Source organism: Olivibacter domesticus (genome assembly GCF_900109575.1).
GTDB lineage: Bacteria > Bacteroidota > Bacteroidia > Sphingobacteriales > Sphingobacteriaceae > Olivibacter > Olivibacter domesticus.
The window spans coordinates 1-15786 of record NZ_FOAF01000015.1 but is presented as its reverse complement, the minus strand read 5'-3'; the positions used below and the strand labels follow the sequence as shown (position 1 = coordinate 15786).

The following is a 15786-nucleotide window of genomic DNA, read 5'->3' as shown; positions in this document are numbered from 1 at the left end:
CTTAGAAACAATGACAGCAGTAGGAAAATATAACATCCTTAGGATAGTGGGAAAGAAGAGCGATGGCTTAATTTTATCCGATGGGGAAAATGAAATCGTACTACCATCCGACGAGGTGCCCCCGCACGCAGAAGTAAACGACACTATTACTGTTTTTGTATTTCTGAACATGACCGGACAGCTTCTGGCCACTACCAAACAAGCGTTTGCAGAGGTTGGTGATTTTGCCTGTTTAACGGTTGTCGACGTTGGTGAGGACGGCGCTTTTTTAGATCTCGGCATCAGCAAAGACGTATATGTACCGATTAAAGAGCAGCAGAGACCGATGCGTCAGGGTGAAAAGCATATCGTTTATCTTTACCCGGATGAGTTGAATCAACGTATAGTAGCATCGTCGTGGCTACATAAATATATCGAAGAAGGTGATTTTGAAGTAGGGGATGAAGTAAAACTGCTCATTAGCGAAGAAACTGATCTAGGCTTCCATGCAATTATTAACAATCGTCACATAGGAACGTTGTACCGCAATGAATTATTTGTCAATGTCGCCATCGGCGACAGCTGTAAGGGTTGGATCAAAAACATACATATTCACGGCAAGATAGACCTCAGCCTGCGTCCACAGGGTTTTAGCCATGTGCTTGACACCAAAAAGGTGATCCTGCGTGCTCTTAAGAGCGAGGGAGGAACGATAGGCTTGGGCGACAAAAGCACACCCGAAGAAATTCAGGCACGCTTCCAGATCAGCAAAAATGCTTTTAGGAAGGCCATCGGCGGACTATATAAAGAAAGGCTCATCACGCTTAGTGATTATCAAATCCAACTCTTAGCCGATCAATAGATGAATTAACATTGAACAACATTATTGCCTGCCCATTTTGCAAAATGCACACTTATTATTTCTTTGGCGGAAAATAGTTAAATAAACCTTATCTTCATTTTTTGTTTCCTGATAAAAAATAATAAACCAATAGATTATGGCTGACTTTCATCTGAACCGTAGAAAATTCATTCAAGGCGCGAGCGCTGTTTTAACTTTAACTGCACTGCAGGCTAAGGGGGTAACGTTTCCAGGCACATTCAACAACATGCGGGTTGGTTTAATTGGAGCAGGATGGTACGGGAAAAGTGATCTTTTTAGACTCATTCAGGTCAGCGATGTCAATGTTGTCGCAGTGTGCGATGTAGACAGCAATCATCTGGAGGAAGCTGGAAAATTGATCAGTGAACGACAAGCCTCCAAGCAGGTGCCGAAGTTATACCAAGATTATAGAAAGATGCTTGCAGAACATAAATTGGATCTGGTGCTCATTGGAACTCCCGATCACTGGCATGCGCGACATGCTATTGACGCAATGACCTCAGGAGCACATGTTTATTTACAAAAACCCGTTAGCGTTGATGTACTGGAGGGAGAAGCAATACTCAGCACGGCACGAAAATACAACAAAAAAGTGCAGGTAGGCACACAAAGGAGAAGCACTCCTCATCTCGTCGATGCTAAAGAGCGTGTGATAGATAAAGGTTTGCTAGGTAAAATATCACACGTAGAAATGTGTTGCTACTATCATATGCGAAAGAATGGGAATCCACCCCTAGAGGCTGTTCCTGACTTTCTTGATTACGAAATGTGGACTGGCCCTGCTCCTTTACGTCCATATGACGGTTTGCCACATGGAAGCTGGTGGAGAACTTTTATGGAATATGGAAATGGCATTACGGGAGATATGTGTGTGCATATGTTTGACACGGTGCGTTGGTTGTTGCAACTTAAATGGCCAAAGCAGGTTAGTGCAACCGGGGGGATCTATGTTCAAAAAGAGGGAAAGTCAAATATTGCAGATACGCAAACCGCCATTTTTGAATATGATGAACTGAACTGTGTATGGCAACATCGGACATGGGGAAACCCAACCGATCCCGAATATCCATGGGCATTTATAATTTATGGTGATAAAGGTACGCTAAAGGGAAGTGTCATGAAGTATGAGTTTATCCCAATAGGGAAAGGCGATCGTATTACAAAAGATGTCGTTTATGAGAAGGAAGAGTTTCCAGCGGATTTAAATGAGCCCAGAATTGAATTACATACAGCGCCGGCTACGCGGCAACATATGCGGAATCTCCTATCGGCTATTGAAAATGACCATTTACCCGTTGCAGATATTGAAGAGGGACACATATCAACTGCTAGTTGCATACTAGCCAATCTATCCATGCAGTTAAATCGGCCGCTTCAATATGATCCTCAAAAAAAGACATGTATTAACGATCCCGAAGCAACAAAGCTATTGAAAAGACCTTATAGGCAGCCTTGGCAGCATCCCTATATGATGTAATTTAAGCTAAGCCAATAAAAAAGGCCAATACTCATCGTACTAGCCTTAGTAGCGGGGAGCAGGATCGAAAGCCGTCCGCCAGCTGGCGGATAAGAAGCCTGCGCAATATCTACACAATACCAAAGGCTACTCAACAAAAAAGACTGACACTTCCGTATCAGCCTCTGTAGCGGGGAGCAGGATCGAACTGCCGACCTCAGGGTTATGAATCCTGCGCTCTAACCATCTGAGCTACCCCGCCTTATTTACCCTTTCCTTTTGGGTTTGCAAATATAGTTTATTTTCCTTTTCTTTAGAAAAAAAGTTAAAAAAGTATTTTCACAATTATTTATTATCCTAAACCGCTATGGCAGAAAAAAGGAAAATGCAGTTAGAATATGAGATAAAATCGTCTCCAAAAATATTATATTCATTTATAAGCGAACCTAATGGTTTATCACAATGGTTTGCAGACGATGTTGTCTTTAGAGATAATAAATATAACTTCATATGGGATAACGAAACCCACCCTGCTAAGCTCGTAAATGCCAAAGAATATAAAAGTGTAAAATTTGCTTGGTTAGATGATGCTCCCTATTACTTCGAATTGGAAATTTTACAAGACGAATTGACAAATGACCTAGCCCTTGCCATCACAGACTTTGCGCTAGAAGAAAATGAAGCAGAGAGAAAACTAATTTGGAACAACCAGATTCAATACCTATTAAGTGTACTAGGAGGAGCATAATTTTTTTTACCTTTGTAACAACAGTTTATTCACCCGATTGGTTTTGGCTGGAAAGTTGTGGAGTAGAATAGAGGTATGTTTGTTAAATGAAAAAAGTCCATGTGCTCGTTTTAAAGGCGTTTATTAAACCCTTTATAGTCACCTTTTTCATCGTCATGTTTGTGTTATTGATGTTATTTCTATTTAAATACATCGATGACTTAATAGGTAAAGGTTTTGAATGGTATGTTATTTTAGAACTTTTATGGTATGCTTCTGCTGCTCAGATTTCAATGGCGATGCCCTTAGCTATGCTACTGTCGTCTATCATGACATTTGGTAATCTAGGAGAAAGTTATGAACTAGTAGCCATTAAAGCAGCAGGTATTTCCCTTAGAAAGGCCATGATGCCACTTATTATTTTAGTGGGATTCATTAGTATATCTTCTTTCTTTTTTAGTGATTATATACTTCCCATAACTAATTTAAAGATGGGATCGTTATTATATGACGTACGAAATAAAAAGGCCGACTTTTTGATAAAAGATGGTATCTTCAATAGTAGCATTCCTGGGTATTCAATCCGTGCACAGAACAAGAGTAAAGACGGAACCATTCTCTATAATCTGATCATTTATCAACACGGAAATATATCAAGGGGAACAAATGTTCTATTAGCTAAAGAGGGCGTGATGTATAATTCACGCGATAATAATTACATGATCTTAAAGCTAAAAGACGGCGTACGCTATGAAGAAACAACTGCTGGAGACCGTTCATACAACCCACGGCAACAATATACAAGGTACTATTTTAAGCAAACTGAACAAAAGTTTGACATGTCTACCTTTCAAATGAAAAGAACAGATCAGGAGCTTTTTAGCAGCCATTCTATGATGCTGAATCTAAAACAGCTCAAGTACTACACTGATTCCACAACTAGAATGTTAGATAGTATTAGAGGTAGAATTTTTAACGAAATAAAGTCAAACTATAAACTGTTCAACACCTATCAAGCCTCTCATAATAAGCCATTACAAAACGGAAAATCTACCATTCATTATAAGCAATCTTTTGAAGAAATCATTCCTACAGATAAACGTTTGATGGCTATTAATAATTCGCTAACTGATACGCGATATATAAAGGAAGTATTGGAAATGAAATCAAAATCCGACAAGGATTTTGGCTCAACAATTATTCGATATATTATTGAATATCAGAAGAAGTTCACGTTAGCAGCTTCTTGTCTATTATTGTTTTCAATTGGTGCTCCACTTGGGGCCATTATAAGGAAAGGTGGACTTGGTCTTCCTGTTGTGATGGCTATTATATTTTTTCTGATCTATCATATTATTTCGACAGTTGCAGAAAAATCTGCAAAGGAAGGGAATATTGATCCCGTTTTGGGAATATGGATGGCCATCATCGTCTTAACTCCACTGGGTATATTTTTGACTTATAAAGCAGCAACGGATTCCGCACTCTTTGATATCGAAAGTTACAAATTGGCTGTAACTAAATTCTTCAGCAAATTAAAAGCGTTTTTTAATAAAAAGGCTAGCAAAAACGGGGGTGCAAAATAAACAGATGACTTTCTTATTATGTAGGTCTGTACCAACAGTCTTATCTTTGTATAATTTTTTAACACCATATACTAATGAGTTTCCATTTAAATACGATTGAAGAAGCAATCGAAGATATCAAGGCGGGAAAAGTTATTATCGTTGTAGACGATGAAGATCGTGAAAATGAAGGTGACTTTATTGCGGCAGCTAGCAAAGCAACGCCTGAGGTAATCAACTTTATGATAACGCATGGCAGAGGACTGGTATGTGCTCCTTTAACGGAGCAGAGATGCCAGGAGCTTCAACTTAGCCCTATGGTTGGTCAAAATACTGCTGTGTATGAAACGAATTTTACGGTATCCGTGGATTTACAGGGATATGGCTGTACAACAGGCATTTCTGCTTCCGATAGATCAAAAACAATACAAGCACTAATAAATCCTGATACTACCCCAGAAGAGCTGGGCAGACCTGGACACATCTTCCCGTTGATTGCAAAGGATGGAGGCGTATTGCGTAGAACAGGGCATACGGAAGCTGCAATTGATATAGCACGTCTGGCCGGACTCGAACCTGCAGGTGTATTAGTAGAAATTCTTAAAGATGATGGAGAGATGGCCCGTTTGCCTGATCTTATTGAAGTTGCAAAGAAATTCGATTTAAAGATCATTTCTATTGAAGATTTGATTGAATATCGCTTAACGAAAGACTCGCTCATCACGAAAGAAGTTTCTGTCAAATTACCGACTGAATGGGGGGATTTTGATTTAGTAGCATATAAGCAGAAGAACACAGGCGAACAGCACTTAGCCCTTATCAAAGGGTCTTGGGAAGCCGATGAGCCAATTTTAGTAAGGGTTCATAGTTCTTGTTTAACTGGAGACATCTTTGGATCATGTCGTTGTGATTGCGGTCCGCAATTACACAAAGCAATGGAAATGATCGAAGCAGAAGGCAAGGGCGTTGTTGTTTATATGAACCAAGAAGGAAGAGGCATCGGGCTAATAAATAAACTGCATGCCTATAATCTACAAGAAAACGGCTTAGACACTGTAGACGCTAATATCCAACTCGGTTTCAGTCCGGATTTGCGCGATTATGGAATAGGAGCTCAAATATTAAGAAATCTTGGTGTAACAAAAATGAAACTTCTATCTAATAATCCAACAAAGCGCGCAGGCTTAGTGGGATATGGCTTAGAGGTGGTCGAAAATGTTCCAATTGAAATCCAATCAAACAAACATAACGAGTTATACTTACGCACAAAAAGAGATCGGATGGGGCACACCATCATGAAAAATACCTAATGTTTATATACGGTACTAAATGCCTATGAAATACGATAGGCGTTTAGTACTAATTGACCTTACTGCCTTTGACAGGAGAATTATCTTCCTCTGTATTTGGTATCGGTGAAGGTGTTTCCTCTTCTTTCCTCTTCTTTCTATTAAGCATAAACATGCGCCTAAAAAACTCCCCCAACGTATCGAACTCTTGCCTATATACTAAACCTAAAGCACTTACATATTCATCATCAGGATTTAGAAAATTTCTATTATTTAAACGGTTCGATGCTCTAAAAAGTAAATTGCCATTTTTTCGTATTACATATAAGGCCTCCACATCACTTGCCACCTGATTACTAAATAAATTTAAATCATTTAACTCACTTCTTCTATCTGTAACACCCCCCGTTAATATTAACCTATTATTTAGTAGCCGAATAGAAGCACTCGCCTCATTAAAAGATCGAATATTAAAATCCACAAAATTCAGATTCAAAGACTGTGCGATAATATTATTTAATTGATTGAATGCCAGCTCCGTGCCTGCACTTAAAAACGTACTATTAAGTTCAGTCGTCAGATCGGTACCCGTTCCTGGCGCAAAGCTTCTACGTACAATAAGACTTAATGCCTGTTGATTAATATTATTGGCATCACTCAAATAATTTTGTAATTCATCTTTAACATAAGAATCCGTCGGGAAATCTATTGCAAAACTAATCTCCGGATGCAAAAGATTTCCACCCAACATCATTTCTGCCTGCGCAACTACTCGTTGATCTGTTCCTGCCCTTCCTGCAGCAACATACAGGGGCCGGACGCTCGTTCTTACTTCGTAAACTGCTGTGAGATTAATCAAGGCATCAGATGGGTTACCAGTCCATCTAATAGTTCCTCCTCTGCTAATTTCAAATATTTTATTAATAAAATCCTGGGCTGTAAATGTAAATTTTCCCTGTAAAATAACATAGTCTCCAAACATCTCAAAATCACCTAAACTTGTGACGTTCATTGTTATGTTCCCATTACCAGATCCAGATAGCTTTCCTAAATCAGTAAATATATTTGCCTCCGCGTTTCTTTTTATATCCAGGTCAATATGCAAGGTTAAACCATCAAAATAAGAATTTTTTGGTTTGCTGAAGGTGGAGTCTTTCGACACAAACGTAATAAAGTCATTTTCGCTAACGGTGCCTGCGGCGTTTAGCGGTATATTAAAGATCGTTCCTTCTTCAGTGGAAGCTTTAATATCAATATCCATATTGCTTGTAGGTCCTTTGAAGTTAAAATCGCCCGTCCCAATACCTGTTCCATAATATAAAGCATTATCTTTTGCAGTGGTGTTAAGCACCATAAAGTTAGTGGCTTTTATGCGAACATTAATAGTAGGATCGGTCGGCTTACTCATATCTACCGAGCCATTGGCTATTGCCTTGTTATTATTCTGATCCAAGACAGTCAATTCCTGAAGTTCAATAGTGCTATTATGAACACTCACTTTATCATTAATCGTGTACCTTGTCTTTAAATAATTAACAGTAAAACTCGTTTTATTAAATTGACAATCGCCACTTATTACGGGGTTAAAGGGGGTTCCCGTTATATCAATATCAGCAGAAACACTTCCAACTAAATCAGAAACCAAGTTCTTCAGAAAAGGTTCAAATAAAACGATTTCACTATCGTCTAACGTAGCATGTAAGTTTAGGCTATTTGTTGCTGCTTTTGCATTATATTCTCCTGTAATCTTAAGTGTTTTTACTTCCTGGCGCGTTATTTCCATATTCATTCCAACAAGATCAGTAACAGGGTCCATATCTGCTTTTAATACCATATCCCCGATTTCTCTATCATTATAAAATATATCAGAAGAACTGACATCTGCAGATACATAGGGATTTTTTAAGAGAGAATATACTTGGAGATCACCATTTAATGTCCCTTTCAGTTCAATTCCCAAAGGATTCGTTAGACCGGCAAGCGTGACTAAATCAAACTTTTCGAACTTGACATCCAGTACATCAGTCTCTTTATTGGATATTAAACCATCAACGTGTACATGCTGATCTCCATTTGCTAGTTCAAAACCTTTAACATGAATATTGCCTTCATGAAAATCAAAATTCACTTTATCTTCTAATTTCCACTCTTCCTTATTAATAACTACGTTCGAAGGTAAAAGACTTAATGTAGCTGCCTCATTACTATTAAATTCAACTAATCCATTAAGGTCTAATTGGTTCTTCGCATCTATGTCGGATAATTTGACGTTGAAACGTAAACTGTCATTGCTTAAAATATTTGATATATTAATATTGTCAACGTAAAGACTATCCGTAATATTAACTCTATCAGCCGTTAATGTAAGGTTTAGCGACTCATCCATTGCCACCTCATCCAAGATAACGTCCTTTACTTTAATTTTTCCAATTTCCAACATTGGTATATAGCCGTTCAAGTTTGCAATATGATCGATGGTCGAAAACTTCCCGTTTACCACGACTGTATCGGGCACCTTAATGGAAGGTGCAAACAATTCCGTTAAAGGTTCAGACCGTTTAAGTGTCAGGGCAAAATCAAAGGATTGCTCACCTGGGTTTAAATCTGCCTTCCAAGACGGAATATGCCTCTTTGCTATTGATTTAAAATAGGCTGGAAACGCGTTTAAATCGATTTCACCATTCATAACAATATCTGCTATATCAGACTTCACCGAAATAACTCGCTTATCTTCCATCCCCTTTGCTGCCAACACAATTGAATCAATAGCGGTTGTATAAGAAGGTTTTCGTAGCACCAAACCTTTGAGATTTATTGCACCAATAATATTGTTTAGATTATTCCCCTGAAATTCAGCATTTACGTTTCCCTGAGCAGTAAGTGAATCTTTAAACAACCCGATTTCCCTCAAATCAATTTTCTCCATCACAGCTTGTACTGTGATAAGAGGCAAGTCATCCTGAAGATTTACAGAGCCATTAGCATCTATTATTAAGTTTTTATCCTTTATGGTGAAAGCTCCTTGAATCAATCGGTTTCCTACTTGACCATCCATGGTAAGATTTTCGTAGCTGTACCCTTTATATTCCAGATACCTGATCGACGCATCTATATCAGCACTCAAAGCATCCATCGTAGCACCATGTCCATCGATACGGGATACAAAAGAAACATCACCAAGGCCCGTATTTTGAAATAGCTTGCCAACATCAAGATTATCTGTTTCCAGTTCTCCCTGGTAAGTATAATTGTCTTTAAGATTAATAGCTAAATCCGTTTTCAGCATGCCGACAGATGATTTCAGAGCTCCCTGCAATTGGAACTGATAGTATTTACCCCGAACCTTACCTGCATAATTAAAGTGACCTAATGTTTCAATAAATTCCGGTAACTTAAGGTTGTTTTTACCGCTAAAACCTGTTATAATTGGACCGAGATCAGCGTAGTTTGATGATAGTTGTTCAAGATCCAAATCAAAAATCGTTTCATCAATATCAGGCAATCCAACTATATGAACGTCTCCTTTTAAATAGGTAGTTTTGCCCGTTTTTATAAGCATTTTTTTTCCACTGAAGTTGCCAACCTTCCCCTTTACCACTCCATTCAAGCCAACATCAAACTTAGTTATATTTACAGATGGAGCGAAATAGGCAATATCCTTCGAATTTATTCTAGCATTTTTTAATACACCCAGCACATTAACACTTTCAATAAAATCGGAGAAATCTGAAATATCTTTATAATCAAATCGCAAATAATCCCCAATGTTACTGCTATTAGTAACGGCATGTAGTTTACTAAACTCCATCCGATTACTATCAACGATTGCCAATGCATTAAGCTTTTTCAGTTCAAATCCGCTTTTTTCTTTCAGATAGGCATTTTTTATCCGGGCCTTTATGAGGTGGTTTTCGACATCAATATCTGTAAGATCTCCGTTTAGGTGATATACTGCTATATCATTAAAATTTATCCCGTCGCTCTTCGCTTTGTTCAAAAGGTTTTTATAGCTAAAATTGATATCTCGGAGAGACAATTTATTTAAGTTGACGACAAAAGAGCCTTCTTTTTCTTCTTTTTTTGGACTACTAAAATAACGAATGAGGAAAGTAAGATTCGAGGTAGAATCAAGTTGCTTTTTCAGATAAAAACTAGTCTTAGATAAGGTTAGTTGTTCGATGCTTATCTTCCTATTTCGTATTCCGCGAAGATTCAAATCAGCCCTAAGCTCCTCTGCATACAAAAGGGTATCATGATCTAAATCTTCGATAAGTACTTTCTCTAACAATAGAGAAGAAAAAGGTTTAAAGTAAACCCCTTCAATTTTTATCTTGGTATTGAGTTCATTAGATAAATATGTCGCAACACGCTGTGATATAAACGTCTGTACTGCTTTGAATTGCAAGGCAAATAATAAAGCAATTACAAGCACTAAAGTACTTGTAAAAACATACAATATTATTTTTGCGGCTTTTTTAATAAATTTGTAGTTTAAAACATTAAATAATCTATTTTGGCAACCATCTTAGGCATTGAATCATCCTGCGACGAAACTTCTGCCGCTATATGTATAGACGGAAAAATCCTATCAAATATTATAGCTAACCAGACAGTACATGAAAAGTTTGGCGGAGTTGTACCGGAACTTGCTTCTCGTGCTCATCAGCAAAACATTATACCAACTGTGCATACTGCTATTCTAGAAGCAAAAATACATAAAAATGATATAGATGCGATAGCTTTTACAAGAGGGCCTGGTTTATTGGGTTCGCTTCTTGTCGGTACTTCCTTTGCTAAAGCCTTTGCTTTAGCAAAAAACATTCCACTTATTGAGGTAAATCATATGCAAGCACATATTCTTGCTCATTTTATTGAAGATCCCAAACCTGCTTTTCCCTTTCTTTGTTTAACTGTATCAGGAGGACATACTCAAATCGTATTGGTGAAAGATTATTTTGAGATGCAATTAATTGGGCAAACCATTGACGATGCTGCAGGCGAAGCATTTGATAAAAGTGCGAAGGTATTGAACCTGCCTTACCCGGGAGGTCCTCTCATTGATAAATTTGCAAAATTAGGGAATCCCGATGCTTACAACTTTCCAGAACCTCAAATAAAAGGTTTTGATTTCAGCTTCAGTGGATTAAAAACTTCTATACTTTACTTTATTCAACAAAAAATATCAGAGCAATCCGATTTTCTTGAGAATGAAAATAACCTACAAGATGTTTGCGCTTCTATCCAAAAAAGAATTGTTAGTATTCTATTGAAGAAATTAACGCTTGCTGCGAAAGAATTAAAAATAAACAATATCGCCATAGCAGGAGGCGTTTCAGCCAATTCTGGTTTGCGTAAAGATTTAATTTGTTTAGCTGAAAAAGAAAATTGGAACGTATTTATTCCTAAATTTGAATACTGTACAGACAACGGCGCCATGATTGCTATTGCCGGTTATCACAAATACTTAAAACAAGATTTTGCATCTCAAGAAATAGCTCCAATAGCTAGATGGGCTGTCAATCATTCACAATAAAAAACATTTAAAATGGGAGCTCCAAGTTTAATTTTCTTTGGCATTTTTGCTATTCCACTAATCCTCTTTTTAATCTGGCTAATGAAAAAAGACAAGCAAAAGGGCATATTTGGGATAATTGTGGTTATCATCCTAGTTGTTTTTGCCGTAGCGGCGTCCTTAAAAGCTAGCAAAAGCGAATTGGATAGAGAAAAATATGAGCAAATAGATCATTAAATATAATAACGCTAACCAGTAAATGGTTAGCGTTATTATATTTAATGTTAATTTTCAGAAGAGATCATTGTCTTAATTTTAGACTCAAGTTCTTCCATCAAATCGGGATTGTCTAACAATAATGATTTAACAGCGTCCCTCCCTTGCCCCAGTTTAGTCTCTCCATAACTAAACCATGAACCGGATTTTTTTATAACATTGAAATCAACTCCTAGGTCTATGATTTCACCTACCTTTGAGATCCCTTCACCAAACATAATATCAAACTCGGCCACTCTAAAAGGAGGAGCAACTTTATTCTTCACAATTTTCACTTTCACCCGGTTCCCTGACACCTCATCAGCATCTTTAATTTGTGATGTTCTCCGAATATCAAGACGTACAGATGCATAAAATTTCAATGCATTACCCCCGGTTGTTGTTTCCGGATTGCCAAACATGACCCCAATCTTTTCGCGTAATTGATTAATAAAAATACAGCAACAATTTGTTTTAGAAATTGTGCCAGTAAGTTTGCGTAAAGCCTGCGACATAAGACGAGCTTGTAAGCCCATTTTTGAATCACCCATCTCTCCCTCAATCTCTCCCTTCGGTACCAAAGCCGCAACCGAATCTATCACTATCACATCAATGGCACCAGAACGAATAAGATTATCAGCAATCTCCAGTGCCTGCTCTCCATTATCCGGTTGAGATATCAATAGGTTTTCAATATCAACACCGAGTTTTCCGGCATAATATTTATCAAAGGCGTGCTCTGCATCAATAAATGCAGCAATGCCTCCTTTTTTCTGAGCTTCCGCAATAATATGAGTTGCCAGGGTTGTTTTCCCCGATGATTCAGGACCATATATTTCTATTACCCTACCTTTCGGAACACCTCCAATACCCAACGCTATATCTAAACCTAAAGATCCTGTTGAAATAGCATCAATAGGTTCAACCGCCGAATCACCCAATTTCATTATGGTACCTTTACCATATGATTTCTCTAGTTTATCTAATGTTAACTGTAACGCTTTTAGTTTATCTTGATTACTCATTTTCGATGTTTTGATCAAATATACAAATAAAATTCAATAATACTAATATATTTAGTATTATTGAATTTTATTTACTTTTATTTCTTGTTTATTGCTTAAAAATTCCTTCTCATAGTATTTACATAGATAGGTTATTGGGCATTCTTCACATTTTGGGCGCCTTGCTAAACAGATATACCGTCCATGCAAAATAAGCCAATGATGGGCAATAGACAAGGTATCTTTTGGTAGAAATTTGACTAATTGTTTCTCAACAGCTAAGGGAGTTGTTGCATTATTCGTTAAACCTATTCTGTTAGCTACTCTGAATACATGCGTATCAACAGCCATTGCAGGTGCATTGTAAACGACAGAAGCAATAACATTAGCCGTTTTTCTACCTACTCCAGGTAGCTTCTGCAGTTCATCCACATCAGCCGGCACAATCCCATTAAAACTATCTACTAATTTAGTAGCCATACCCACTAAGTGTTTAGCCTTATTATTAGGATAACTTACGCTTCTAATATAACTAAAAACTTCATCAACCGAAGCCATCGCTAGTGTGTAAACATCCGGAAATCGCTCAAACAATTTAGGGGTAACCAGATTGATGCGTTTATCCGTGCATTGGGCAGATAGAATTACAGCAACTAATAGTTCATATGGATTACTATAGTTAAGTTCTGTTTGTGCATCTGGGTTATGTGAAGAGAAATAAGCAACAAATTCCCGATAGCGATCTTTCTTTAGCATACGCAAACCTATAACAAAATCTCTATTTAACCAAAGCAGATAAGCTGGTTGATTAAAAAAGAGTTTTCTAAACGATCTTAATCCTAAACGTTAATGACTCTGCTCAGAATACTTACTGGAAAAATCTAAAATGGAATGAACCGCTTCGACAGAAGGTTGTTTTAAAAGCGCATTTAAAGGCTCATTTAACATAGCGTAGAAAAGCCTATCCTCGGCATTCAGTTGGAGATCGTCATAGACCTCATGATTATTGTCGAGAAGATCATTAATTTTTGATGTAAAAGTTTCAACCATAGATTATATTTTTTTAAATAGTGATATTATTTATTAACGCAAAACGCATTGCCATATTGTGCTCACATGAATGATTTTAATTAAATTTTGGAACGCTCTTCCGCCAGCTTTAATGCATTATAGACATTAACAACACCACCTGTTACACTAATTTCAGACATCAAGACTTTTCGTTTATTTTTATTCTGTACAACCTTTACTTTATGTACTGGTTTCACTACGGATTCGAGGATGATCTTCTTTATGTCTGCCGCCTTAAACGATGGATAATATGACCAAATGAGCGCCGCCACACCACTTACCATTGGGGCTGCCATGCTAGTGCCTTGTTCAACTTTATATTTAGACTCAGGGATGGTTGAATTGATATCCAATCCAGGAGCAAAGACGTCCACGCTCTTTTTCCCATAATTTGAGAAGTCTGTTACAAGTGAAGCATCATATTTCCACCCAGTTGCCCCCACCTCTATCCAGTTTTCAGCTTTTCCCTTATTTAACCCTAAGCTATCAACATAATTTCTATTTGGGTAGTTTTGCGTTATGTCATTATCTTCCCCCTCATTCCCAGAAGCATGAACGATTAAAACATCTTGCAATACAGCATAACGTACGGCGCTGTCAACTAATTGCTTGTCTTTAACATAAGGCTTACCAAAGCTCATATTAATTACTTTTGCGCCATTATCAACCGCGTAATAAATAGCATTGGCAACATCTTTATCCCTTTCATCACCATCTGGCACTACACGTATAGCCATAATTTTTGCATGATCAGCTACACCTTTAATACCAACATCGTTATTCCTATCTGCAGCTATAATTCCGGCCACGTGTGTACCATGTAAAGCATCTGGTCCTTTTACATCTGCATTTCCATAAATTCGTTCCTTTCCATTTTCATAATTATCACCAACAATTCCCCGAGGGTCATAGTCCATATTCAGATGATAATTCACCTCCGCCTCATAATGTTTCACCCCTTCTTTTAATTCGTCATAGAACTTCTTAAAGTCGCCTTCCTCTTCCATCCCCTTATTGATCATAGAAAGGGTCCTTCCCTCCATTTTATTCTTTGGTTTATATCTTTTAAATTCCATTTGTGTCGGTGCGTCCGAACCAATGTTACCCACAATTGAATCGACTTGATTTTTAAACGCTTTGATCACTCTTTCGGTCAATTGGGCGATCTGCAATTTACCCATATAATCAGTATTCATTTTCTGATAAGCAATAAACTCACGTCTTTCCTTTTCATCCAGTGGCGTAGTTGGCAATACGGAAATATATTTAGGGTGCAACTCCTTAATTAAACGTAAAAGTTCCATATTATCATATTGAACATTTTCCCCATGAGCATTTCCAATAAAATTCCATCCATATATATCATCAACATAACCATTCTTATCATTATCTACACTGTCACTTCCCACTTCATTCTTATTGACCCACATTTTATTTACGAGGTCCTCATGTTTCGTATCCACACCACCATCGATAACCGCTACTACTATAGGCTCACCTTTTTTATCATTTAACAACTCTTTATAAGCTTTTTCCGTACTCATGCCCGGAACTCCATCTTCCTGAAGGTCCAAATTTTGCCAATTTGGTTTTGGTTTATTAGGTTGTGAAAAAACTAAATGAGGTAAGATAAATAGAGAAGTGAATAATAATGACTTTAAGAAATTCATGTATAAATTTATAACAGATGCAAGCAATAAAAATAGTATCGCTTAAAGATAGCACAAATTATTCAATAGCGGCCGGGAAAGCATATGTGCAGGGATATTTTTACAGAAGAAGGGAAGGTGTTCCACTTCATTGGGCTGTAACAAAAAAAGGGCCGTACAGCAATGCTGTACGGCCCAGTAAAAGGTGGCACCGACCTACTCTCCCACATGTTACTGCAGTACCATCGGCTCTGGCGGGCTTAACTTCTCTGTTCGGTATGGGAAGAGGTGGACACCGCCGATATAGGCACCCGAATATCTTTATATGACATATATACCGGAAGAAAAAAAACAGGAAGACAACAGTCTGCTGCTGCTTGAGAAAGCTTCGGGCTA

General features: G+C 37.7%; 12 protein-coding genes, 1 tRNA gene and 1 rRNA gene. 7 read left to right on the top strand and 7 right to left on the bottom strand.

Translation table 11 applies throughout. The features are described 5' to 3' along the window. The first annotated feature begins 10 nt into the window (after positions 1-10). Positions 11-841 carry a CvfB family protein gene (locus BMY50_RS26620; RefSeq protein ID WP_093332585.1) on the top strand — a complete coding sequence of 277 codons (831 nt, stop codon included), beginning with the start codon at positions 11-13 and terminating at the stop codon, positions 839-841. A 136-nt stretch (positions 842-977) separates the two neighbouring features. Further along, on the top strand, positions 978-2339 hold the full coding sequence (locus BMY50_RS26615) for a Gfo/Idh/MocA family protein (protein ID WP_093332583.1): 1362 nt from the start codon (positions 978-980) through the stop codon (positions 2337-2339). A 167-nt stretch (positions 2340-2506) separates the two neighbouring features. Here the strand turns inward: BMY50_RS26615 and BMY50_RS26610 are convergent. Then, positions 2507-2580, bottom strand: a tRNA-Met gene (locus tag BMY50_RS26610). A 105-nt stretch (positions 2581-2685) separates the two neighbouring features. Here BMY50_RS26610 and BMY50_RS26605 point away from each other — a divergent pair. The 3 genes from BMY50_RS26605 (at position 2686) to BMY50_RS26595 (ending at position 5920) form a co-directional block, all read left to right on the top strand. Further along, a complete protein-coding gene (locus tag BMY50_RS26605; protein WP_093332582.1) occupies positions 2686-3066 on the top strand; it encodes an START-like domain-containing protein in 381 nt (126 codons plus the stop codon). Positions 3067-3152: 86 nt separating this feature from the next. Continuing rightward, positions 3153-4631, top strand: a complete 1479-nt coding sequence (locus BMY50_RS26600; RefSeq protein WP_093332579.1) for an LptF/LptG family permease — start codon at positions 3153-3155, stop codon at positions 4629-4631. A 74-nt stretch (positions 4632-4705) separates the two neighbouring features. Then, on the top strand, positions 4706-5920 hold the full coding sequence (locus BMY50_RS26595) for a bifunctional 3,4-dihydroxy-2-butanone-4-phosphate synthase/GTP cyclohydrolase II (RefSeq protein ID WP_093332577.1): 1215 nt from the start codon (positions 4706-4708) through the stop codon (positions 5918-5920). Between the two features lie 49 nt (positions 5921-5969). Here BMY50_RS26595 and BMY50_RS26590 read toward each other — a convergent pair whose 3' ends face one another. After that, on the bottom strand, positions 5970-10379 hold the full coding sequence (locus BMY50_RS26590) for a translocation/assembly module TamB domain-containing protein (protein WP_449406641.1): 4410 nt from the start codon (positions 10377-10379) through the stop codon (positions 5970-5972). Positions 10380-10412: 33 nt separating this feature from the next. Here BMY50_RS26590 and tsaD point away from each other — a divergent pair, with 33 nt between their 5' ends. Both tsaD and BMY50_RS26580 read left to right on the top strand, forming a co-directional pair. Next, positions 10413-11432: a tRNA (adenosine(37)-N6)-threonylcarbamoyltransferase complex transferase subunit TsaD gene (gene tsaD / locus BMY50_RS26585; protein WP_093332571.1), complete on the top strand. Its 1020-nt coding sequence runs from the start codon at positions 10413-10415 to the stop codon at positions 11430-11432. A 12-nt stretch (positions 11433-11444) separates the two neighbouring features. Then, positions 11445-11648, top strand: coding sequence for a hypothetical protein (locus tag BMY50_RS26580; RefSeq protein ID WP_093332568.1), 204 nt, complete (start codon positions 11445-11447; stop codon positions 11646-11648). A 47-nt stretch (positions 11649-11695) separates the two neighbouring features. Here BMY50_RS26580 and recA read toward each other — a convergent pair whose 3' ends face one another. The 5 genes from recA to rrf form a co-directional block, all read right to left on the bottom strand. Next, positions 11696-12691: a recombinase RecA gene (recA, locus tag BMY50_RS26575; RefSeq protein WP_093332565.1), complete on the bottom strand. Its 996-nt coding sequence runs from the start codon at positions 12689-12691 to the stop codon at positions 11696-11698. Between the two features lie 57 nt (positions 12692-12748). Then, on the bottom strand, positions 12749-13426 hold the full coding sequence (nth, locus tag BMY50_RS26570) for an endonuclease III (RefSeq protein ID WP_093332560.1): 678 nt from the start codon (positions 13424-13426) through the stop codon (positions 12749-12751). A 90-nt stretch (positions 13427-13516) separates the two neighbouring features. Further along, positions 13517-13720: a hypothetical protein gene (locus BMY50_RS26565; RefSeq protein WP_093332557.1), complete on the bottom strand. Its 204-nt coding sequence runs from the start codon at positions 13718-13720 to the stop codon at positions 13517-13519. Between the two features lie 80 nt (positions 13721-13800). Next, a complete protein-coding gene (locus BMY50_RS26560; protein ID WP_093332554.1) occupies positions 13801-15411 on the bottom strand; it encodes a S8 family peptidase in 1611 nt (536 codons plus the stop codon). 182 nt (positions 15412-15593) lie between these two features. Beyond that, positions 15594-15705, bottom strand: a 5S ribosomal RNA gene (gene rrf / locus BMY50_RS26555). Positions 15706-15786 lie beyond the last annotated feature (81 nt).

What these genes read in the sequence shown, in the direction of transcription:
- BMY50_RS26620 (WP_093332585.1), top strand. Translation starts at nt 11, where the DNA reads ATGACAGCAGTAGGAAAATATAACATCCTTAGGATAGTGGGAAAGAAG.
- BMY50_RS26615 (WP_093332583.1), top strand. Translation starts at nt 978, where the DNA reads ATGGCTGACTTTCATCTGAACCGTAGAAAATTCATTCAAGGCGCGAGC.
- BMY50_RS26605 (WP_093332582.1), top strand. Translation starts at nt 2,686, where the DNA reads ATGGCAGAAAAAAGGAAAATGCAGTTAGAATATGAGATAAAATCGTCT.
- BMY50_RS26600 (WP_093332579.1), top strand. Translation starts at nt 3,153, where the DNA reads ATGAAAAAAGTCCATGTGCTCGTTTTAAAGGCGTTTATTAAACCCTTT.
- BMY50_RS26595 (WP_093332577.1), top strand. Translation starts at nt 4,706, where the DNA reads ATGAGTTTCCATTTAAATACGATTGAAGAAGCAATCGAAGATATCAAG.
- BMY50_RS26580 (WP_093332568.1), top strand. Translation starts at nt 11,445, where the DNA reads ATGGGAGCTCCAAGTTTAATTTTCTTTGGCATTTTTGCTATTCCACTA.
- recA (WP_093332565.1), bottom strand. Translation starts at nt 12,691, where the DNA reads ATGAGTAATCAAGATAAACTAAAAGCGTTACAGTTAACATTAGATAAA.
- nth (WP_093332560.1), bottom strand. Translation starts at nt 13,426, where the DNA reads ATGCTAAAGAAAGATCGCTATCGGGAATTTGTTGCTTATTTCTCTTCA.
- BMY50_RS26565 (WP_093332557.1), bottom strand. Translation starts at nt 13,720, where the DNA reads ATGGTTGAAACTTTTACATCAAAAATTAATGATCTTCTCGACAATAAT.
- BMY50_RS26560 (WP_093332554.1), bottom strand. Translation starts at nt 15,411, where the DNA reads ATGAATTTCTTAAAGTCATTATTATTCACTTCTCTATTTATCTTACCT.